We start from the raw sequence: 20,942 nt of genomic DNA, 5'->3' as shown, positions 1-20,942 counted from the left end.
AGAGTCCTATTTTTTATTATTGTTCAAGTATCTTTAATTTATTCTCTACTTGTATAAATAAAAGAATAATTAATAACAGCATAACCACCATAATCGCTATTATTGTATGTGGATATCTAAACAGTATACTAATAACACTTCCAATTAACATCATGATGAATCCGTTTTGCTTCATCACTTCTGCACTATACCTGTTACCCGCATCCCATAATTCCTTATTTTTCATAGATCGTTTCGTACGATAACCATATGCCGCATTAATATCGGTCGGTGGATTTTTTTGAAGAACAATTGCCGCAAGTATAAATATAGTACCTATTAAAATACTCATTCCTATGTTTATTAGTGCATACATCAATTATATCCCCTCCTAACTTACACCTTCATTATACGACATGACCCTTTTTTCAAATTTATAACACATTCAATTTCTTTCTTTTGATGTGTGGAACATACTTGGAAGTGTTACAAAACGTGCCCCTTTCGTTTTTAACTGCGGAATGATTTTGTCTAGTGCATCTACAGATCCTTGTAAATGCCCACCTGGTGTTGAATGCTGAAGGATGACACTTCCTGGAAATGAATTCCCTAATACATTATTTGTAATCGTATCAGCGCTTACACCTTTCCAATCAACTGTATCAACACTCCACTGTACAATCATAAAATTTTGCTCTGTTGCCCACTTCAATTGCTCTTCAAGTATTTCACCGTATGGCGGACGTATAAACTTCGGTGCATAACCAGCTAAACGATTTAATATTTCTTCCGTTTTTATTATTTGATTACGATACTCAGCATCATTTACTTTCGCTAAGTTCGGATGACTATACGTATGATTACCAATTACATGCCCTTCATTTGCAATACGCTTTACTACGTTCGGAAATTTTTCTGCGTTTTCACCAAGTAAGAAAAAAGTAGCTTTTACATTATGTTGTTTTAACTTATCTAATATTTTTGGCGTGAATTCTAAATCTGGTCCATCATCAAATGTAAGAGCGACTTCCGCTTTATTATACGGTCCTGAAAATGCGTACGCATATTTTTCGACCCACGAAAATGGTGTCCACGATCCACGCTCATATGCTTTCATTTGTACTTCATAGTTTTGAGGGATATATGCGTATGGCAATGAACTTATATAGTCTCCATAATAAAATGAGTTATATGGCATATAAGCATACGAAACATCTCGTTCTAGTCCCCATTGATATGGAGCAAACATTTGTGGCGAATAAAAATAATACATGATAAAAAAACCTCCCTAATTTTTCATATGTGATTCCTCTGCACTTTGTTAGAGAAATTGTTATTCATAAACAAAAAATAAGACTGTCCTTAATTAGGACAGTCTTGCTGCTTTATATTATTAATACATCGATGTACTATCTTTCGGCAAAGCTTTCACATGTTTTAAATAGTTCGTCACTTTATCATCCTCATCTTGCGGATATTGATATTCATATGTGTTAGCGATTTCGTTCGCCACTTCCCTAAATAAATCACCCATGACAAAGAATGACTCCCATATGTTTTCATATTCTGCATTAGAAAATGTCCTTTTAAATTGCTCCCACATATCTTCTTCAATATATTGCTCGAAATGCTTTCCAAACTTCCCTGTATTAACTGTAAAGTCTGTTTTCATACCAATATGCCATTCTAGCATTACGATGAACATATCTCGCACTGGTCCTTCAAGCATTCCTTTTGCATAAGAAAGCTCTTCTCTCCATAGCCCTTTTGCCACATTCGTACTACACCACCAAAATTCATTACAGCAATCCAAAAACTCTTTTTCTGTAGGCTTTTTTATTAAGTAATCTTTATCGCTTGCTGGCGGGAATCCTTCCATACAATTATCTTTATCAAGAAGCAGTTTACTTAAACTATCTTGTCCAACGAACTTTTTTATTAACTCAACTGGAACTAGCGTTAAATCAATCCGATTCCCATCCATGAACTGCATTAAATATGGAAACTTCCCATCTTCATCTGGTTGAACTAACGACATTTCTTCTGGCATTTGTACTATCATTATTTCTCCAAATCTATGAACCCAATTATGATTAGACGTAAAAGATTGTATATCATTTACAACATACATAATATCATAGTCTTGAAAACAATCTCTTTTCACATTTGGATTTACACGCGATCCATTCATGATAACTGCTCGAATTCTTTCATCCTCTTTTGCTATATTTATAATTACGTCTAACATTTCTTTTTCAGTTCTCATCTACTTATATCCTCCAATTTTTTAATATATAATATAGTGTTATGTATATTGGAGGTCCACGAGCTAATCTCGTTATACACGATACATGTTATAATTTTTGAAACTTCTTTTTCATCCCTTTTTCCTCCTTACATCACTCTTTTACAACTGCCATCCCTTTCAATTTCCCAATGCTTTCTACCATTCACTTTTAATTATACCGAAAATTCTGTCTCGAATACAAAAAATAAAGAAGGGACATCTACCCCTTACAGAATAGATATCCCTTCTTTTAAAGTTAAATTTAATTCCTATGGATTAGTAGACCAAAGCCCAGCAGATTTAATAAATGTACGTTTATTTAATTTCAGCTGCGCTACGATAAATTCTGCAATATCTTCTGCTTGCATTACTTTATCAGGGTTTCCATCAGTTAATCCTAAATCTACAGCCATATCAGTTGCTACTGTACTTGGAGTTAAAGCTGTTACACGAATGTTATGTTTGCGAACTTCCATCGCTAACGATTCTGTTAAGCCAAGGACACCAAATTTAGAAGCACTATATGCACTTGTTACAGGTGCACCTTTTTGTCCTGCTGTAGATGAAATGTTAATGATATCACCAGATTGTTGTTCAATCATGCTCGGTAAAGCTGCACGAGTTGCATAGTATACACCCATTAAGTTTACTTGAATGATTTTTTCCCAATCAGCAACGTCTAGTTCTAAAAACTTACCGAATTTAGAAATACCAGCGTTATTAATTAAAATATCGATAGATCCTAAACCATTTTTTAACGTTTCAATCGCAGTTGTTACTTCTTCGCATGAAGAAACATCAGCAGTTGCGATAACAGCTTTTACACCTTCTGCTTCTACTTCTTTTGCTACAGCTTTTAAGTTTTCTTCTGAACGAGCTAATAAGCCTACATTTACGCCTTCTTTCGCTAATGCGATTGCTACAGCGCGACCAATCCCTCTACCTGCTCCTGTAATTAAAGCATTTTTACCTTGTAATAATTCTGCCAAGTATAACACTCCTTAATCATCTCAGTTATGTATTATATTAAAATTGTATCTATGTTTATGTAAAAAGGCAATGATGCACTTTCATGTGCGTAGGTTACTTGTAGGTAACTATAGAAAGTTTTTATTTATAAGTTTCATTTTTTTACCATTATTCATGTAAAATAAAAACAAATCCAGCATAGGGGAGTGTATGAGTATGAAAAGCGAAGGAAAAGCTTTTCAATATAATTGCAGTAACAGTAAATGCATTTTTAAAGAGAAATAGTGTTAGAAGGTTCTCCTTCTAACACTATTTCTCTTCATGATTCGGCATACGCACAATAAATTCAGTACCTTTTCCTTCCTCACTCTCCACTTTTATCTCTCCTTGATGAAGGTCAAGTACTTTCTTTACAATAGCTAAACCTAAGCCACTTCCTCCATAGGCACGATTTCGTGAAGAATCCGCTTTATAAAAACGCTCAAAAATATGTTGTTTCTGTTCTTCTGATATACCAATTCCTGAATCACGGATACGCACTTCCACTACTGTCTCATGTTCCTTTAACTGAATAGTAATCGTACCACCGCTTGGAGTAAATTTAATACTATTATGAATTAAATTAATCCACACTTGACTCATACTTTCTTGGTCAGCAATAACATATACTTTTTCTAAATCTAGTTCTAACTCAATTTCTTTTTCAGCCCAGAGTGGTTCACTATTTAACACAATTTGCTTTAATTGTTGATCTAATCGATAGCTCACTCTTTCTGGTGTATACTCTTCTGATTCTAAAAGAGTTAGCTTTAGTAAATTTTGACTTAGTTTAGATAATCTCGTTGTTTCAGTTTCAATAATGGTAAGATAATGCTTTCTTTTTTCCTCAGAAAGATTATCGTCTTGTAGTGCTCTAGCAAATCCTTTTATAGAAGTTAACGGTGACTGTATTTCATGAGAAACATTCGATACAAACTCTTGTCTCATTTTCTCCATCGTATTCAGTTCATCTGTCATATCATTTATACTTTTTACGAGCACGCCAATTTCACCATCATACTTTTCTTCATTTCTTATTTTTACGGAGAAGTCTCCTTTTGCAATTTTTTGTATCGGTTCAATAATAGTCCAAATCATCGCCTCTCGTTTTGGTCTCATTAATATTCCAATCAATGTCCAAATAAGAATAATAAAGACAAAACCGACCATATCACTAATTAGAAAAGCAACAAACGGCGATACGTTTACGTCAAAAGCATTCAATATACTAGTTGCTACATAAAATGCGATAGACCAAATTATAGTAAGAAAAGAAAAGAGCGCTAATACCGCTCCAAATACTTTCAGCATCTTCAACTTACTCATTCGTTTTCTTTTTCTCATTTACTTACCTCTAAGCGATACCCTAATCCTCTTATTGTTTTAATACTAAATTTCGACTGCTCTTCTTGAAACTTCTCACGTAACCGATTAATATGAACGTCTAGTGTACGTTCATTCCCTTCAAAATCATATCCCCATATTTCTTCAATTAATTGCTCTCTCGAACAAGTTCTTCCCGATTTAGACCCTAAAGTAAAGAGCAGCTCAAATTCTTTTAACGGTAATGTAACCGTTTGTTCTCCAGATGTAACTTCGAATGTTTTACGATTTAATAATACATTTCCAACTTGAATCGATTGGGAAACTGTAATTTGGTAACGTTTCAATAATGCCTTTACTCTCACTACTAATTCTATAGGGTCAAATGGTTTTACAAGATAATCATCTGTCCCAAGGTGAAATCCTTTTACTTTTTGTGATGTTTCCCCTTTGGCAGTTAGCATCAGAACCGGGATATCATAGTATTTTCTTAATTCAAAACATACATCAAATCCATCCATATTTGGCATCATGATATCAAGAATAACCATATCGACTTTTACGTCATCCATTTTCTGAAGTGCATCTACTCCATCAATTGCCTCATATGTTTGAAAACCTTCTCGTTCTAAAAATACAGAAACGAGTTCTCTAATGTGTGGATCGTCATCTACTATTAAAATTTTAGGTATCAAAGGAACCATTTCCTTTCTACTTAGCATCTAATATATTGTTTAAAAATGAATCATCAGTGGAGTAAAATCCCACTGATGATTCATTTTATAATGCACCCTCTTTAATTTTCAATTGCTGCGTTGCAAACTCACGATACATATCATGCGTCTGTAATAATTCATCATGCGTACCACTACCTGTAAGATTCCCTTTTTCAATAAAGACAATTTTATCTGCATCTACAACAGTAGAAAGTCTATGCGCAATCACTAACGTTGTTCTGCCTTTCATTAAGTTATTTAACGCTTTTTGAACGACAGACTCAGATTTACTATCTAAGCTTGAAGTCGCCTCATCTAGCATAAGAATTTGCGGATTTCGAAGTAACGCTCGGGCAATGGCAATTCGCTGTCTTTGTCCCCCAGAAAGCTTCACACCGCGTTCTCCAACTTCTGTTGCATAACCGTTTGGTAAGTCATGAATAAATGCATCAACATATGCCATTGCTGCTACTTTTTCAATTTCTTCATCCGTTACTTCGCCCTCGACGCCATAACAAATATTATCACGAATTGTTCCATCAATTAACGGACTATCTTGTGATACGTAACCGATTTGACGTCGCCATGACTGTAATGAATAACTCGTAATTGATTCTTCCCCTAATTTAATGGCGCCACTAGTTGGCTCATAAAAACGTTCCAATAATGAGAATAAAGTTGTTTTCCCACTACCACTTGGTCCTACAATCGCTGTCACTTTTCCAGATTCAATTGTGAAATCAATATTTTTCAAAACTTGCTCTTCTTCGTTATACTCAAAATGTACATTTTCAAGAACGATCGGTTGCTTAGCATTTGTCACTTTCACACCAGTTTCATGATCTTCTACTTCATATTCTAAAATCGTACTAATTCTTTCCGTTGCACCAATTGCCTTTTGGAATTGTGTAAAGAACATAGATAATTGACTCATTGGCATTACAATTTGAACTAAATACAAAATAAACGCTACAAGTTCACCGGTTGTTAATGCACCGCTAGAAACTCGCATCCCGCCATACCCTACGATAATAACAAGTAGTGCCATTAAAACAAACGACATAACTGGCGAAATTAATGCTTGCACTTTTCCTTCTTTCAAACCAAATTGTAATAACTTTTGTATACCTGTATTACCCGTTTCATATTCTCTCTTTTCTGTATTTGAAGATTTCACTAAACGAATTTCTGATAACACTTGCGTTAACACACTTGTAAAAGATGCAGTTTCATCTTGAAGTGCTTTTGAAATCTTATACATTTTTCGTCCAAGTGGAACTAAAATTAACACAGACAACGGAATAACCGTTAAAAGTAACGCAGTCATTTTCCAATCTAAAACAAATAATACAATTAACGATCCAACAATTGAAATACCACCTGTTAATAAGTTTGACAAATGCTCAGAAATTAACGTTTTCACAACACCTGTATCATTCGTCATACGGCTAATCGTATCACCTGTTCTATTTTGATCGTAATAAGATACCGGCAAGATAAGTACCTTTTTCCACAAACGTTCTCTTAGTCCCGCTACAATCTTCTGCCCAATATAATTTAGTAAATATATAGACAACCCTGCCGCAATAGTTTGCATTACAAAGAAAGCAATTAACCCAACAATTTGTCCTGCACTAATTGAAGAAAGCGAAAAATTATCTACTAATCCTTTTGTCAGCATAGGAATAAATAAACTCGCTCCCGTAGAAAGCAAACTCATTAACAACGCAAAAACTAAAATTCCTTTCGGAGGATTTGTATCTTGAATAAGGCGTAAAAACTGCCTCCAACTCCCTTTTTTCTTTATTTCATTTCTAACTTCCATTCCTGTTCATCTCCTCATGTTAAACAAAACTGTTCTTTCTAAAATTAGAATACGATACAAATGTAAACTGAATGTAAACACACTTTTTCTATTTTTACAAAATATACATAAAAACTCATCTTTACAACAGATATAAACATCTGATATTATTACCTGGTACTTAATATTATTCTATGTAAATTATAGATAAATAATTTAAAACACGATATAAATCTCCAGTTAGTGAAAGGAGTATCCTTTTTGCAAACAAATATACATTCTGAAAAGGAAACAATTATTTTTATTCATGGATTAGTTGGCAATCGTCGCGCCTTCAAAAAAGAGCAAAAACGATTTTCTGCCTCCTACAACATTATAACTTATGACTTATTAGGTCACGGTGATGATAAAGGAGAAGCAATCGACTTTTCATTACAGCGCCTCGTAGATCAATTATTAAACTTATATGAACAAGAAGGTATTAAAAAAGCACATATTTGTGCGCTAAGTTACGGCTGTTACATCTCTACAATTTTTGCACAAATGCATCCAGAAAAGGTATTAAGTATTTGTCATATTGGAGGACATTACAATAACCCTTCTCGTTTATATAATGTATTTCAAAATTTTTGGGAGAAGCGAGGAGATGAATACTCTAAATGGCTCTCTCAATACGCAAATACTATTTTTCCAAGCGGTATATTAAAAGCAAATCCGTTCGCAGTCATTTCAAGAAATATTTACTACCGTTTCGGATTACAATTACATTCATCCATAATTGCCCAGTCATTACGACATCGGTTAGAATTCGATTTAAAATCTAAATTAAAATCACTTCCTCACCCTATACTATGGGTAATGGGAGAGCATGATCATCTCTATAAATCTTGTCTATTTGATTTGAAATCTATTTTGCCTAACGTTCTATATAAGGAAATACCGTTAGCGGGACATGCAGCGAACTTATTTCGTCCTAACTATTTCCATGACTTATATGATCGATTTTTAAATGGAAAGTTAAAATAAAAACTATTAAACTTCCAATTTATTCAACTATAAAAAGGCTTCCCAAGTTTCCTTGGAAAGCCTTTTCTCTATACGAAAAGTATATAAAACTACTTTTTCTTAGTATGCTTTTGTGTAACCTAATAGGTGCTTGCTCCAGTAAGAGTTACTTACAGAACTAATACGTACACCAGTTGCATCTGTTTCTGCACTAATGAACTGACCGTTTCCTAAGTAAACACCCATGTGAGAAGGACCTGATTTATAAGTATTTTGGAAGTATACTAAATCACCTGGTTGTGGATTGCTAGTTTTTGTTTTAGAGCTCCAGTATCCAGCAACTGTTTGACGAGCGCCTTTATGACCAGTTTGATTTAATACGTAGTGAATGAATCCACTGCAGTCAAAACCAGCAGGTGTTGTACCAGCAGTTCTGTATGGTGAACCATTTAAAGATCTAGCGAATCCAGCGATTGAAGATGTATCTCCACCTGTTGTTGGTTTTTGTACGTCTTTACCTGGTTGTTGAACGTTATTTGTAACATTATTGTTATTTGTAACGTTGTTTACTCCGCCTTTTACAAACTTAACGAAGTCTGCACTTACGTAACCTGTGCGGCCGTTATGGTTAATTTTGTACCAACCATTTTCAGCACCAGTAACGTTTAATACTTTACCATTTGTTACTCCACCGATTACAGCGTTGTATGTAGCTGGGCCTGTACGTACTTTTAAAGCACCAGTGTTAACAACATAAGAACCACCAGTTTGAACTGTTGTAGTATTGTTGTTTGTAGTTGGTTGTTGTGTTTCGTTAGATACAGCAGAACCACCTTTTGTTACGAAGTCTTTGCTTACGTATCCAGTTCCACCATTGAAGTTGATTTTAAACCAATCTTGTACTTCACCTACAACTTGTACTGTTTTACCTTTGTTTACAGAACCTAATACTGTATGAGATGTACTTGGGCCTGTACGTACGTTAAGTGAAGAAACGTTTACTGTGTAAGTACCTGTTCCTTGTTGAACAGTCGTTCCTGTTTTGCCACCAGTCGTTACGAAGTCACCACTTACATAACCTGTTTGACCATTTACGTTTACTTTGAACCAACCATTTTCTTGTCCAACTACTTGTAGCACTTGGCCTGATTTTACTTTAGAAATAACGTTATGTCCTGTACCAGCACCTGAACGAACATTTAATACATCAGCAGTTACTGTGTATTTTAATTCAGAAGTTGTTTCTACAGTTTTTGTTTCAGTTACAGTCGTTTGAGTTTGAGTTTGTCCATTAATTTCTTTTAGCGCTTCATTTGAAACTTGTGCATGAGCAGAATCCATTCCTGGAACTGCAACGCCAGCTACAGAAGCTGCTGCTAAACCTGCAATTACTTTTTTCATAAGTTGTCTTTACTTCCTTTCCCTACTATCCTCTTAAAAAAAACTAAAACTTTAATACTTTACAATATTATCAAAGTAAAATATTCATCCAGTTCCATTTTTTAGCAAGAGTTTTATTTTTCACACAGAGTTCATTTTAAATGAACAAAGTGAAATCCGTGTGAACTTCATGTGAACTTTATCATTAAACACAGTGTTTTTGCAATGGTTTTTTCAAATTTCTTATATATCGCATGAAAATTCGACATTCTATTTAATATTTTAATATAAAATATCCCTTTTCTATCTATTATAAAAAATTCTATTAACCTAATACAAACTCAAGTATGTATTTCCTTATAAAGCTCCTTACATGAAGTATACTTTCATCATGACAAAAATCACTCTATTTATCAATAGTATAATATTTTTAGAAAACTAAATTTCTATACTATCTACAATTTTGAAATAATTTGACGAATTGTAAGATTTATTTCACAAAAGCCATTTCTCCTTTAAAGAAAACACACACTATATCAACTGTTCTCTTTTTCTTATAATGGAATTTATAGGATATTTATAGGATATTTATAGTATTATATACATATCTTAATAAACAAGAATTTTAGCGAATTAATTAAAGTTTCATTCCCTTATAAAATGAAACTTTAATCAGGAAGGGTTTTATACATCCTCCGCTAATTATTAACCCTCACCACTCGGGCTGCCCATTAATGCGGAGTTTTATTGGAATAAAAAGAGGAGGCATATTTGTGAGAAATATAATAGATGATCCAATACAAAAAAACATAGAGCTATACTATGCTTTTATTCAATTCGTTTCAATGATAACATTACAAAAAGTATCAGCTATTGAAACACGTAAAAACGAATTAAAAAATCAGATGAAAAATGCCGGACAAAAAAACCCTTATTACGTATAAAAAAAGGTGAACAGGTTATATTCCTGTTCACCTTTTTAAATTATTTATAAATTTTCACACGGTCCTCTAGCGGTTGGAATTCTTTTTCACCAGCATGTACTACCGGTTTACCAAATGGCATTTGTGCAATAAGTTTCCAATTCTCTGGAACATCCCACTCTTTTCTCACTTCTTCATCAATTAGCGGATTGTAATGCTGTAACGTAGCACCAAACCCTTCAATTTCTAAAGCTGTCCAAATTGCAAATTGTAACATTCCTGATGATTGCTGAGACCAAGTTGGGAAATTATCTTTATATAATGCAAAGTTAGCTTGAAGGCTTTCCACTACTTCACTGTCTTCAAAATATAAAACCGTTCCATAACCACTTTTAAATGCATTCATTTTTTCTTCAGTAGGTGCAAAGTTATTTTCAGGTACAATTTTTCGTAACGTTTCTTTCGTAATATCCCATAATTTATCATGTTGTTCTCCTAATAAAACAACAACGCGAGCACTTTGAGAATTAAAAGCTGAAGGTGTATGTTTTACAGCATGATAAATCACTTCTTGAATTTTCTCATCAGAAACTACTTGCTCTTTACTAATTGCATAAATAGATCTTCTGTCTTCAATTGCTGAGTAAAAATCTTTTGCCATCATAATTCCCTCCAATTTTCAATTGAGGCTATTTTATATGTATATATCATATTACGCCCCTCAAACTTATTATTAATAAGCTTATAACTTTATAATATCACAGCAACAAACAAACTCAAATAATAACACTTATATTTAGAAGCTTTTTCCTTTTTAAAATAAAAAGACTGTTTGTTGTTATCTAAAATTAGTAACAACAAACAGTCTTACTTATGTAGCGATCTAGATTCGTATTTTACTTACTTAATTAACTAATCCAAATGCATACGACATTAACTTATTTGTCTCTGTAAAACGTTTTGTTTTACTGGATGTCCCCATGACCACTGTAATAATTCGATTATCACCTTGCTTTGCAGTCCCAGTAAAACAGTATCCTGCACTATCTGTAAATCCAGTCTTTAGTCCGTCCATTCCTTCTATATATAAACTTTTATTATTTTTGTTTAACATGTCGTTTGTGCTTATAACATTAATATTATTAAATGCTAGCTGACTTTGGCGTAAGTGAGTCACTTCTAATATTTCCGGATAATCTTTTATAAGATGATACGCCAATTGTGCTACATCACCAGCCGTCATTTTTGTTTCACTTCCATCTGGCTCTTGTAATCCAGAAGCATTTGCAAATTTAGCATGTTCCGACATTTTTAACTGTTTCGCTTTTGCATCCATAAGCTGAACGAAATCTTTCTCCGATTTTGCCATATGTTCTGCTAAAGCCACAGCCGAATTATTAGCTGACTCAATCATTAATGCATGATATAAATCTTTAACAGTTAATGTGTCATTAACTTGTACTGGGATTCTCGCTCCTTCTGTTTGTGCCGCCTTCGCACTCATTTTTACTGGATCTTCCCAGCGAACTTTCCCGTTATGTATACTCTCTAGTAAGAGATACGCTGTCATCATCTTAGACATACTAGCCGGTGCAAAAGCTTCATTTTCATTATATTGATAAATAATATCTCCATCACTCGCATCGATAATCATAGCTGCTTTTGCGTTAATTTCTGGTGGGATGTACTTTGGCGGGACTACTTTTTTAGTAAATCCTGCTTTAGGTAGTTCTGCCACTTGCAAAGGTTGTCCCTCTACATTCGCTATGCTCTTTTGATTTCCTTGGAATAAGAACCAACATATCCCTAAAATAATAACTAATAGGACTGTCATCCTTCCCCATTTTAACCGATTCATTTCAAAACTCCTTTAGCAAACCTTTTATACACTCACATTTAACCTTAACAACAATTCCTTTATATAGTCAAGGTAAAAGGTATATTTATTCATATACAGCAATGATTATTTTAATTTATTTATGTTAAACTTACAATATTGAAACGTAAGAATATTCAATAATAAAATCTCGTAAATAAAGCGAAACTTTAATCAGCCCCACCAATTGGGCTACCCGTCAAATAGCGAGATAAACTATTTAATAGAAGGGATTCATACAAATGCTACTTCCAAAATCATTAAAATACGGAGACACAGTTGGGATCTACTCCCCTTCTTCACCAGTAACCTACACTTCTCCAAAAAGATTTGAACGAGCAAAATCTTACTTACAACAGAAAGGGTTTCATATATTAGAAGGTTCATTAACAGGTCGATATGATTTTTATCGTTCTGGTAGTATACAAGAGCGTGCTGAGGAACTAAATGTCTTGATAAGAAATCCTAATGTTTCTTGTATTATGTCAACAATTGGTGGGATGAATTCAAATTCAATATTACCTTATATTGATTATGATGCTTTTCTAAAGAACCCTAAAATAATGATTGGGTATTCAGATGCAACTGCTTTATTACTAGGAATTTACGCCAAAACAGGAATCCCTACATTTTATGGACCAGCTCTCGTCCCTTCCTTTGGCGAATTTGAACCTTTTGTTGATTGCACATACAAATATTTTGCTGAAACTTTACTACATGATCATTCTCTTCCTTATCATATAAAACAACCATTATTTTGGTCAGATGAATTTATTAATTGGGAAGAAAAGACGAAGGAGAAAGAACTTCGACCAAACGATTGGATTTCAGTAATTGATGGAAAAGCTACTGGGCGTATTATTGGCGGGAATTTAAACACGATACAAGGAATTTTGGGTAGCCCCTATATGCCACATATTCAAGAAGGCGACATTCTCTTTATTGAGGACAGTTCAAAAGATGCAGCTACTATTGAAAGAAGCTTTTCATTACTTAAAATTAACGGTGTATTCGATAAAATTTCAGGTATCATTCTTGGAAAACACGAGCAATTTGATGATTGTGGTACCAACCGAAAACCTTTTGAAATACTATTAGAAGTACTTCAAAATCAAAGAATTCCTTTTCTAGCTGACTTCGATTGTTGTCATACACATCCCATGATTACCATACCTATCGGTGTTCAAGTAGAGTTGGATGCAACAAATAAAACGATACATATTGTAGAACCTTGGAAAAAATGAATTCATAGATAGCTTCTATTGTTTTACAATAAAAGCCATGATACTATATAATTTGGAATGTGAAAGGTTAAACAAAATACGTTCCAATATATATCATTAGAAAAATTAGGTATAAATATATATTTATATGCAAAAGAGAGTGAATAAATGAAACCAACTATTAAAAATTACGTATTTTTACATGTAGCTTTTTTGATATATTCTATCATTATGGTTTACATGAAATGGGCAGCTAAATTCCCCATTGCTTCCATCTCATTTTTTGTTGCTTATTTCGGACTAGTTATACTTTTATTCGGATATGCAATTTTATGGCAACAAGTAATTAAACATTTCGAAATTTCAAAAGCATATTCACATCGCGGAATTATTATACTGTGGTCAATGCTTTGGTCAGTATTTCTATTTGGAGATACTATTCAGTGGAATCATTTACTTGGTGCAGCTATTATTATCGTCGGGATTGTGGTGGTGACAAAAGATGAATAGTTATATGTTATTATTTATTTTCGGGATAATTTTAGCTAATTACTCACAAATATTATTAAAAAAAGCTACTTTGCAACAATACGATTCTAGAATAAAAGAATATGTGAATCCTTATGTTATTATCGGCTACTCTTTATTTGTAATTAACGCCGGATTAAATGTTATCGCCATGAAGGGCATGGCATTAAAACAAGCATCAGCATTAGAATCCTTAAGTTATATCATCATATTAATTTTTGGTTGGTATTTCCTAGGAGAAAAAATAACGAAACGTAAACTCATCGGCAACATGATTATTATCGTTGGTGTAATCGTTTATTGTATCCAATAGTAAAAAGCTCCGTTTATCACAAACGGAGCTTTTTACTATTGACCTAAATTTTGCACTTTATCTTTCAAATCTCGAACTTGATCTACCGTCTGCATAAGCTCAGAGTTTTTAAATTGCTCTACATCCACTTTGCCTTCTTCTATCTTTGTCTTCGCCGTATCAATTAACGTATTTAACTTTTCGTTATATCCGACGATTTGTTGATGAAGATCCTTTGCTACATCAGGTGGCGTTAATTCATTGAATGCGGGTATATCTTGTTTAATTTCACTAAGCTTCGTTTCTAATTCTTTTCGAGCCTCGCTATCATTAACGGCCTTTTCTGCTAATGCTGGTGCATCATTTGCAAATGCACTTATTTCATTTACATAGTCTGTCGCCTTTTGAGCATAATCTATGGAGTTCTTTCCTTCTTCCACTATTGAACATCCCATTAAACCAATTGAAACTATGAATACTAATACAATTGATTTTATTTTCATTTTAGACCCCCTTCGTCCTTATAATTGTCTGTAATTTTCTCTATACATAACTTCTAGCTAAATTGTTTATAGCCTTTTTCAAATAGCTATTTACCCTCTTACATGCCCTATTATCGTTACAACATCTATTTCTATATGCACGCTTATAATATCTTCAATTATATCCATATACCCTTGTCCTATAGCTGTTCCATAGTGTAATGTAAGCCCCTTCTTTTCATACACTGACTTTGGCACTGAAAAAATAAATCTCCTCAAATTTCTTTCATCAGCTGGTTCCATAATTAAAACAATCCCATCCTCATCAAACATATACGCTCGCCCTCCAACTTTACATTCACTATGGCTCAGTATTGCCTTGGTCAGCAAAATTTAAAACATAATAAGTTAAGATACACTCTGCTCTATCATAAAGTGAAACTTTAATTAGCCCTCACCAGTCGACTCTTTATCGGCAAATAGCGGGATAAAAATAAAAAGCATTCATTCTTTTTTGTTAAGAATAAATGCTTTTTAAAAAATCAATTTCTAACTCTAACATCTTTTTTTGACGAGGTTTTACTTTCCTTACGGGAACTCCAGCGTAAATATACCAATCATCTAAACTCTCTTTTACCATACTCATCGCGCCGACTGCCGTACCTTCTCCTACAATTACATTTGGAAAAATAATAGAATTAGCACCAATAATCACATGTTTTTTTAAAATAACTTTTTCTGCTTTCACATTCCTATATTGATTCGGGACGGTTGGCCCCATTAATGTATTTCCACTGAAATCATCAAGTACTGCATATACGATTGTTTTAGCTGAGATGTTTGCAAAATCATGCATTTCAATCCCAACTTCCCCTCCATATAACGCTGTATACGCTGATATGTGCGAATAACTTCCAATTGTGATTTTACCACTTAAAATGCAAAAATCATCAATTCTTACATGATTGCCAACTGATATAGCACTCGGATTATATATACTTGCTTTTTTACTAACCAATACATTTTTCCCAACAGATAAAAATCCAATTTTCTTTAGTTCTTCTTGACTATAAAAACTATTCATCTACCGACACCACCTTCTGCTCTAAACAGATTACAATTTGCTCTACTAGTTCTTTCGTCATCCCTTCCCATAAAGGTAAACTTACGATTCGTTTTGCTATTTTATTCGTTTTTGTTAAATCTGTCGACTTATAGTTTTTAAAAAGAACTTGTTGGTGGCAAGATGGTGAAAAGTATAATCTAGCTTCTATTTTCTGTTTTTTCAGTTCTTCAATTACTTGTATGTTGCGAACTTCTTCTGGACAAATGATAGGCATAAATTGGTGAATAACTGCTTCTGTCTTTTGGACTTTCCACCCTTTTTTCATTAACCCAGTATTTTGTAACAACTGTTTATACCATTCAGAAATACGGGTACGTTCTTTTAATTTTTGATCCCACTTTTTTATAGTCGCAATCCCAATAGCTGCTGCGTATTCAGACATTTTACAATTAAACCCCATCATCGTACATTCACGATTTTTATCAAATCCGAAATTCCCCATTCTTTTAATACGTTGTATATCTTCTTCGTTTTTACTATATATGAGCCCTCCTTCACCAATTCCGAATGGCTTTGTTGCATGAAAGCTATATACGATCATTCCACTAAAATCTTGACCGTAATGCATCCCTCCATTCATTAATCCAAATCCCGGCGCCGCATCTACGACAACCGGAATCCCCTTCTTCTCTAATTCTTCATATTCTTCTAAGTTCATCCATGATCCAAAAGTGGCGTACGGGACAACAATCGCAACCTCTTCTTTTAATTCTTCTATCTTATCCAAAAGTACGGTTTTATCCATATACCAATCATCTATTGAAATATCAATAAAGTAAGGTTCCAATCCACACCAAATAGCGGCTAAGGCAGTCGCAGGGAATGTAAAGCTAGGCATGAGAGCATACTTTCCCTTTCTTCTTTTCTTTAGTTGAATAGCCGCCATTAACCCTAACGTTGCGTTTGCTACTGTTGTAACAGCTCCCCTGTTTTGAAAAAATGACGACATAATTGTTTCCTCAAAACGTTGATTTATAGGTCCATAATTCGTATATATGTGAGATGTATCAATTTCCTTCAATTCGTCCAAATACTCACTTACAGGTACAGTTGAAGCACGTAAAAAAGGAATATTCTCCATATCTATTCCTTCCTATCATTTTCGGACAATATAGAGCATATCTGTTTCAGATAATCCAAATTTCCTAGCACTTTTCATTCCTTGTTTTTCCGCTATGTTATATAATTCTACCTTAAATCCTGCATTCATTAATCGTTGAATAAATCCCGATTGATTGTAAATTCTCACATGATCTTCTTGACCAAAAGCTAATTTCCTCAATTGTGGTGTTACAATTAATTCATTCTCTATAATAAAATCTACATTCATTACGATTGGTACTTGAATAATTCCCCATCCATTTGGCTTTAACACTCTATATAACTCTCGCATTGCTTTGTCATCATCAGGAACGTGTTCTAATACATGGCTACATAATATTACATCAAAAGTATTACTATCATATGTAATTCTTGTAACATCAATTTCCTTCATTAATGGATCCTTTGGTTCTAAGTCACCACATACATACGTAATATTTTTATACTCGTTAAACCAATCTCTTAACTTTGCTTCAGGTGCAATATGAAGCATTGTATAGTTTCTATTTAACAAGTCCGTTTCCGTTTCAATGTACGCACGGTACAATCTTTCACGATCCATCGAATTACAAACTGGACATATCCCTGTATCTTTATTCCACATTTCAAATTTATATTTCGGAAAATCATAATGTGCTGGCCAAGGTGAAAATTTTTCAAATTGTTGATTGCAATATTGACAATAACAACATTCTTTCTCGAACATATGAGCAACTAACTTGTTTAAGCCTTTTTTTATCTTTTCATTATAAATTTGATCTAGTTCGCCATTTCTTACTGCATCCTTAACTATAAATCCCGCATTTTCTAAACAATAAGATAAACTCTCTTTATACTCACTTTCGGAGCTTAAAAACCCACTATTATATGCATCTATAATTAATTCAATCCACTCTTCAATTGTCATTAAAATAAAATGCATTTGTTTTTGATTTTGTCCACTATGCTGTCTAAAATAACTAAGAGGTTCATGTATATAAACTACTTTTCCTTTCCTCATCATATCTAGCCAAGTTGCAATGTCATTAATAGCAGAATAAGCCTTTCCTTTAAAATATCCAAACTTCCCGTCAAACAAATTCCGATTAAACAAAACAGTTGTCGGCTCACCAACTACATTTTTCAAGTTTTTTAACATATAATTCCCTAATTCTTTTCCTTCAAAAAGTGTAGTTTCTTTCGCGATTTTCATATTTAATGTTGAAGGTAGTAATATCTCTCCATTCTCATCAATCAGTTCACGATATGACGTCACAAATGAAATATTTTCTAACGCCAAAAAGTATTTCATCATTCTCTCGATCTTTTCATGATGAAATAAATCATCATCTAATAAAAAGTTTATATAGTCCCCATTCGCAAGTTCTACACACTTATTAAAGTTTTCGGCAACTAACGGCGTTTCATTTTTTACATATGTAATACACTCATATTCACGTAAGTACGGTTGAATCATAGCATTGACTTCATTATTTGTACTGTCGTCAGAAATAATAATTTCAATATTTTCATATGTTTGATTCAAAGCGCTGTTGAGTGCTAATTCCAAGTAATAAGGTCTATTGTATGCAGGAATAAGTATACTTACTTTCGGTAAAGAAGAATTATTATTTATATGTTGTTTTTTCTTTTCTATGTTTATTTTCTTCGCTCTAATTTTTTGGCAATAGTCTAATGTATATAATATTGATGATGGAACTATCCTTCTTGCATAATCTAGAAAATTAGTTATCGCTTTATCTAACTCTTTTTCAGTGGATAAGAAACCATATTGTTCTCCTGCTATAATACTGTGTGAAAAATCTTCTAACCCATCCATCATTTTATTAGATTCATTTAACTGTTGATCTGGATGTAATCGAAAGTAACTAAGTGTCTCTGCTATATATACAGCTTTTCCTTTACTTAATAAAGATAACCATGAAGCTATATCTACGTTACATAAATACCGCCTCTTATCAAAAATCCCAAACGGTTCTTGTAAATCATTTTTACGAAATAAAACTGTTGTCGGTTCTCCAATATAATTTTTTTGATCCACAATTACCTTATTTCCTAATTCTGTTCCCGCTATAATGGTATCCTCTTCAAATAAACGGACAGTCGAATAAATATGTCGTAGCTCTTTCCCTTTATCATCAATGACTTGACGATGAGATGTTACAAGCTTAATTTCATTATCTAAATCATCGAAAAAATACTTCATCATTTTTTCAATTTTATTCACATGAAATACATCATCATCCATTAAAAAATTTATATATTCACCGTTCGCTTCATTAAATAACATTAGCGCATTTTCAAATTGTCCGAGAGTTGATCTATTTTTTATATAAATAATATTTGAATGATCACATAAGTATTTTTGTAACACTTTTTCTGTTTCATCATTCGTGCTGTCATCTCCAACTATAATTTCTATATTAGGGTACGTTTGTTCTAACACACTACATAGCGCCTTTTCAAAGTAACGAGGACGATTATACGTAGGAATTAATACACTTACCAACGGAAGTTGCTCTACCACCTCTTCAGTTCTTTCAATACGAGTTCTCATTTTAACTCTCTCACCTCTTCGCATATTATTTATATACGCGACACAAAAATCACATTACTTTAACTGTATGGAGCCTATATACTTTTATGCAAACATGAAACAAATTATCATACTTTTCGTTCCTGAATAAACATATTTAATAATGCGGACATTTTATTTGCACCTTTTTTATTCATATGATCACTATCATAAAAATCATCGTCACAAAATAATGGCGAATCAAATAGATCTATGATTTGAAAAGAATATTGAGTTTGAAAATCATTTATAACTTTATAAAAATCTTCTTTTAATTTTTTACTACTACAATTGAAATAATGTGAAGTAACAGGGAACACAACAATTAGTGGCTTTATATCATTTTTTAACAGTAAATCTAAATATTTTTTAAAAATCATTTTATTTTCAACTAAAGTATGAGGGTACGACAATTTAGCATGTGAAGCTGCTCTTATTTTCCCGTGTTCTTCAAAAGGAATGTGAAGAGGAGTGGTATTCCACTCAGCATTTATCCAAGGCAGTATCAATGATTCATCTTTTAGTTCATCTAATAAAATATATTCAAAATGCAAATTTAAAATAGAAAGAAGTGGTTTCGGAGTATTTAGATGTGAGAATCCATCAGTGGGTAGAGGAGAGTGAACTACAGTATGATGACCATCTTGAAACAATGGATAATATACTTTGTGAATTCTATATGATTCGGAGGATAACGACATATCAAAGTAAAACGAGAAATAGGCTATTCCTATTAAACAATATTGAAATGAATGATTGTTTGATAAAAGTTGTGACGCTATTAAATAATCATAGTATAGATCTTGCGATGGAAGTGTTAATTTTATTGACTTTTTTGAGAGAAGCTCCGTACTTATGCCACAATGCGGATAAGACAAACCGGTAGCAAACAATTCATACGTCGGATCACTCTTTGCTTTTTTCATAGAAATGTATAAAGACATAAGATCCGGATTTATTTGATAGATAGAAATTAATTTATCCTTCCATTCATACATGTATTTTGTTAAATTAATAATTTTTGAACTTTGCACGCCCCTATTTATCAAGTCATTTGTAAGTTTTTCTGCGTCCCCTCTCCAAATGACTATATATTGAAAAGAACTTTCTATACGAACAACATCTGAAACGTCCACAACATGAACTATTGTTTTACATTTATTTTTGTCTAACGTATTTCGAATCCTATCCCCTGATAATTCATCACTTAAAACAATGATTTTATATTGTTCCTTCATGTACATCCCCTCCATTATATGTATAATATGAAATTCATTTTTAATTCGTAACAATCATATACACCTGCAATCTAAC

The 20,942-nt window shown here is 33.1% G+C and carries 21 protein-coding genes; 5 read left to right on the top strand and 16 right to left on the bottom strand.

The annotated features are described in order from the left end of the window. Nucleotides 1–16: 16 nt before the first annotated feature. The 7 genes from ACXKY9_RS08885 to ACXKY9_RS08855 form a co-directional block, all read right to left on the bottom strand. Nucleotides 17–355, bottom strand: coding sequence for an SdpI family protein (locus ACXKY9_RS08885; RefSeq protein ID WP_000271092.1), 339 nt, complete (start codon nt 353–355; stop codon nt 17–19). A gap of 69 nt (nt 356–424) precedes the next feature. After that, the gene (locus tag ACXKY9_RS08880; RefSeq protein WP_000291223.1) at nt 425–1,252 is read right to left on the bottom strand and encodes a peptidoglycan-N-acetylglucosamine deacetylase; all 828 of its coding nucleotides are present in this window, start codon (nt 1,250–1,252) and stop codon (nt 425–427) included. A 120-nt stretch (nt 1,253–1,372) separates the two neighbouring features. After that, complete coding sequence (locus ACXKY9_RS08875; RefSeq protein ID WP_001258538.1) at nt 1,373–2,245, bottom strand: aminoglycoside 6-adenylyltransferase; 873 nt, start codon at nt 2,243–2,245, stop codon at nt 1,373–1,375. A 290-nt stretch (nt 2,246–2,535) separates the two neighbouring features. Then, a complete protein-coding gene (locus ACXKY9_RS08870; RefSeq protein ID WP_000818979.1) occupies nt 2,536–3,255 on the bottom strand; it encodes a 3-ketoacyl-ACP reductase in 720 nt (239 codons plus the stop codon). 289 nt (nt 3,256–3,544) lie between these two features. Continuing rightward, the gene (gene hitS, locus ACXKY9_RS08865) at nt 3,545–4,618 is read right to left on the bottom strand and encodes an envelope stress sensor histidine kinase HitS (RefSeq protein ID WP_001231621.1); all 1,074 of its coding nucleotides are present in this window, start codon (nt 4,616–4,618) and stop codon (nt 3,545–3,547) included. Next, nucleotides 4,615–5,292: an envelope stress response regulator transcription factor HitR gene (gene hitR, locus ACXKY9_RS08860; RefSeq protein WP_000612414.1), complete on the bottom strand. Its 678-nt coding sequence runs from the start codon at nt 5,290–5,292 to the stop codon at nt 4,615–4,617. Before hitR ends, hitS begins: the two co-directional genes overlap by 4 nt. 85 nt (nt 5,293–5,377) lie before the next feature. Next, a complete protein-coding gene (locus ACXKY9_RS08855; RefSeq protein WP_000453861.1) occupies nt 5,378–7,138 on the bottom strand; it encodes an ABC transporter ATP-binding protein in 1,761 nt (586 codons plus the stop codon). 240 nt (nt 7,139–7,378) lie between these two features. Here ACXKY9_RS08855 and ACXKY9_RS08850 point away from each other — a divergent pair, with 240 nt between their 5' ends. Then, nucleotides 7,379–8,143 (top strand): alpha/beta fold hydrolase, encoded by a 765-nt coding sequence (locus tag ACXKY9_RS08850; RefSeq protein ID WP_001194306.1) that lies wholly within the window; start codon nt 7,379–7,381, stop codon nt 8,141–8,143. Nucleotides 8,144–8,242: 99 nt separating this feature from the next. On the opposite strand, the gene entFM is transcribed toward ACXKY9_RS08850, so the two are convergent. Continuing rightward, nucleotides 8,243–9,523 carry an enterotoxin EntFM gene (entFM, locus tag ACXKY9_RS08845; RefSeq protein ID WP_000755525.1) on the bottom strand — a complete coding sequence of 427 codons (1,281 nt, stop codon included), beginning with the start codon at nt 9,521–9,523 and terminating at the stop codon, nt 8,243–8,245. 752 nt (nt 9,524–10,275) lie between these two features. Between entFM and ACXKY9_RS08840 the strand changes: the two genes are divergently transcribed. After that, nucleotides 10,276–10,446 carry a hypothetical protein gene (locus tag ACXKY9_RS08840; protein ID WP_001244279.1) on the top strand — a complete coding sequence of 57 codons (171 nt, stop codon included), beginning with the start codon at nt 10,276–10,278 and terminating at the stop codon, nt 10,444–10,446. A 40-nt stretch (nt 10,447–10,486) separates the two neighbouring features. Here ACXKY9_RS08840 and ACXKY9_RS08835 read toward each other — a convergent pair whose 3' ends face one another. After that, nucleotides 10,487–11,089 (bottom strand): nitroreductase family protein, encoded by a 603-nt coding sequence (locus ACXKY9_RS08835; RefSeq protein WP_001987122.1) that lies wholly within the window; start codon nt 11,087–11,089, stop codon nt 10,487–10,489. Between the two features lie 240 nt (nt 11,090–11,329). Beyond that, nucleotides 11,330–12,283: a D-alanyl-D-alanine carboxypeptidase family protein gene (locus ACXKY9_RS08830; protein ID WP_001080874.1), complete on the bottom strand. Its 954-nt coding sequence runs from the start codon at nt 12,281–12,283 to the stop codon at nt 11,330–11,332. Between the two features lie 260 nt (nt 12,284–12,543). Between ACXKY9_RS08830 and ACXKY9_RS08825 the strand changes: the two genes are divergently transcribed. The 3 genes from ACXKY9_RS08825 to ACXKY9_RS08815 all read left to right on the top strand — a co-directional run bounded on the left by ACXKY9_RS08825 (nt 12,544) and on the right by ACXKY9_RS08815 (nt 14,365). Next, complete coding sequence (locus ACXKY9_RS08825) at nt 12,544–13,545, top strand: S66 family peptidase (RefSeq protein ID WP_000926335.1); 1,002 nt, start codon at nt 12,544–12,546, stop codon at nt 13,543–13,545. A 147-nt stretch (nt 13,546–13,692) separates the two neighbouring features. Next, the gene (locus ACXKY9_RS08820) at nt 13,693–14,034 is read left to right on the top strand and encodes an EamA family transporter (protein ID WP_000805125.1); all 342 of its coding nucleotides are present in this window, start codon (nt 13,693–13,695) and stop codon (nt 14,032–14,034) included. Beyond that, complete coding sequence (locus ACXKY9_RS08815) at nt 14,027–14,365, top strand: EamA family transporter (protein WP_001089868.1); 339 nt, start codon at nt 14,027–14,029, stop codon at nt 14,363–14,365. Before ACXKY9_RS08820 ends, ACXKY9_RS08815 begins: the two co-directional genes overlap by 8 nt. A gap of 35 nt (nt 14,366–14,400) precedes the next feature. On the opposite strand, the gene ACXKY9_RS08810 is transcribed toward ACXKY9_RS08815, so the two are convergent. The 6 genes from ACXKY9_RS08810 to ACXKY9_RS08785 form a co-directional block, all read right to left on the bottom strand. Then, nucleotides 14,401–14,847, bottom strand: coding sequence for a DUF6376 family protein (locus ACXKY9_RS08810; protein WP_000695229.1), 447 nt, complete (start codon nt 14,845–14,847; stop codon nt 14,401–14,403). A gap of 90 nt (nt 14,848–14,937) precedes the next feature. Further along, entirely contained in the window at nt 14,938–15,159 is a 222-nt protein-coding gene (locus ACXKY9_RS08805; RefSeq protein ID WP_000459099.1) for a hypothetical protein, read from the bottom strand. A 184-nt stretch (nt 15,160–15,343) separates the two neighbouring features. Beyond that, entirely contained in the window at nt 15,344–15,910 is a 567-nt protein-coding gene (locus ACXKY9_RS08800) for an acyltransferase (protein ID WP_001084184.1), read from the bottom strand. Continuing rightward, the gene (locus tag ACXKY9_RS08795) at nt 15,903–17,033 is read right to left on the bottom strand and encodes a DegT/DnrJ/EryC1/StrS aminotransferase family protein (RefSeq protein WP_000427968.1); all 1,131 of its coding nucleotides are present in this window, start codon (nt 17,031–17,033) and stop codon (nt 15,903–15,905) included. The genes ACXKY9_RS08800 and ACXKY9_RS08795 overlap by 8 nt, the downstream gene beginning before the upstream one ends. Before the next feature lie 15 nt (nt 17,034–17,048). After that, nucleotides 17,049–19,610, bottom strand: coding sequence for a glycosyltransferase (locus ACXKY9_RS08790; protein ID WP_001260423.1), 2,562 nt, complete (start codon nt 19,608–19,610; stop codon nt 17,049–17,051). 107 nt (nt 19,611–19,717) lie between these two features. Beyond that, nucleotides 19,718–20,866 carry a hypothetical protein gene (locus ACXKY9_RS08785; RefSeq protein WP_000664253.1) on the bottom strand — a complete coding sequence of 383 codons (1,149 nt, stop codon included), beginning with the start codon at nt 20,864–20,866 and terminating at the stop codon, nt 19,718–19,720. Nucleotides 20,867–20,942 lie beyond the last annotated feature (76 nt).

It is taken from the genome of Bacillus sp. 2175 (assembly GCF_057812155.1).
This window is presented reverse-complemented; position numbering and strand designations above follow the sequence as displayed.

Coding starts and splice junctions, on each gene's coding strand:
- ACXKY9_RS08885 (WP_000271092.1), bottom strand. CDS start 355: ATGTATGCACTAATAAACATAGGAATGAGTATTTTAATAGGTACTATA.
- ACXKY9_RS08825 (WP_000926335.1), top strand. CDS start 12,544: ATGCTACTTCCAAAATCATTAAAATACGGAGACACAGTTGGGATCTAC.
- ACXKY9_RS08830 (WP_001080874.1), bottom strand. CDS start 12,283: ATGAATCGGTTAAAATGGGGAAGGATGACAGTCCTATTAGTTATTATT.
- ACXKY9_RS08805 (WP_000459099.1), bottom strand. CDS start 15,159: ATGTTTGATGAGGATGGGATTGTTTTAATTATGGAACCAGCTGATGAA.
- ACXKY9_RS08875 (WP_001258538.1), bottom strand. CDS start 2,245: ATGAGAACTGAAAAAGAAATGTTAGACGTAATTATAAATATAGCAAAA.
- ACXKY9_RS08815 (WP_001089868.1), top strand. CDS start 14,027: ATGAATAGTTATATGTTATTATTTATTTTCGGGATAATTTTAGCTAAT.
- ACXKY9_RS08820 (WP_000805125.1), top strand. CDS start 13,693: ATGAAACCAACTATTAAAAATTACGTATTTTTACATGTAGCTTTTTTG.
- hitS (WP_001231621.1), bottom strand. CDS start 4,618: ATGAGAAAAAGAAAACGAATGAGTAAGTTGAAGATGCTGAAAGTATTT.
- ACXKY9_RS08800 (WP_001084184.1), bottom strand. CDS start 15,910: ATGAATAGTTTTTATAGTCAAGAAGAACTAAAGAAAATTGGATTTTTA.
- ACXKY9_RS08855 (WP_000453861.1), bottom strand. CDS start 7,138: ATGGAAGTTAGAAATGAAATAAAGAAAAAAGGGAGTTGGAGGCAGTTT.
- entFM (WP_000755525.1), bottom strand. CDS start 9,523: ATGAAAAAAGTAATTGCAGGTTTAGCAGCAGCTTCTGTAGCTGGCGTT.
- ACXKY9_RS08790 (WP_001260423.1), bottom strand. CDS start 19,610: ATGAGAACTCGTATTGAAAGAACTGAAGAGGTGGTAGAGCAACTTCCG.
- ACXKY9_RS08795 (WP_000427968.1), bottom strand. CDS start 17,033: ATGGAGAATATTCCTTTTTTACGTGCTTCAACTGTACCTGTAAGTGAG.
- ACXKY9_RS08880 (WP_000291223.1), bottom strand. CDS start 1,252: ATGTATTATTTTTATTCGCCACAAATGTTTGCTCCATATCAATGGGGA.
- ACXKY9_RS08785 (WP_000664253.1), bottom strand. CDS start 20,866: ATGAAGGAACAATATAAAATCATTGTTTTAAGTGATGAATTATCAGGG.
- ACXKY9_RS08835 (WP_001987122.1), bottom strand. CDS start 11,089: ATGATGGCAAAAGATTTTTACTCAGCAATTGAAGACAGAAGATCTATT.
- ACXKY9_RS08810 (WP_000695229.1), bottom strand. CDS start 14,847: ATGAAAATAAAATCAATTGTATTAGTATTCATAGTTTCAATTGGTTTA.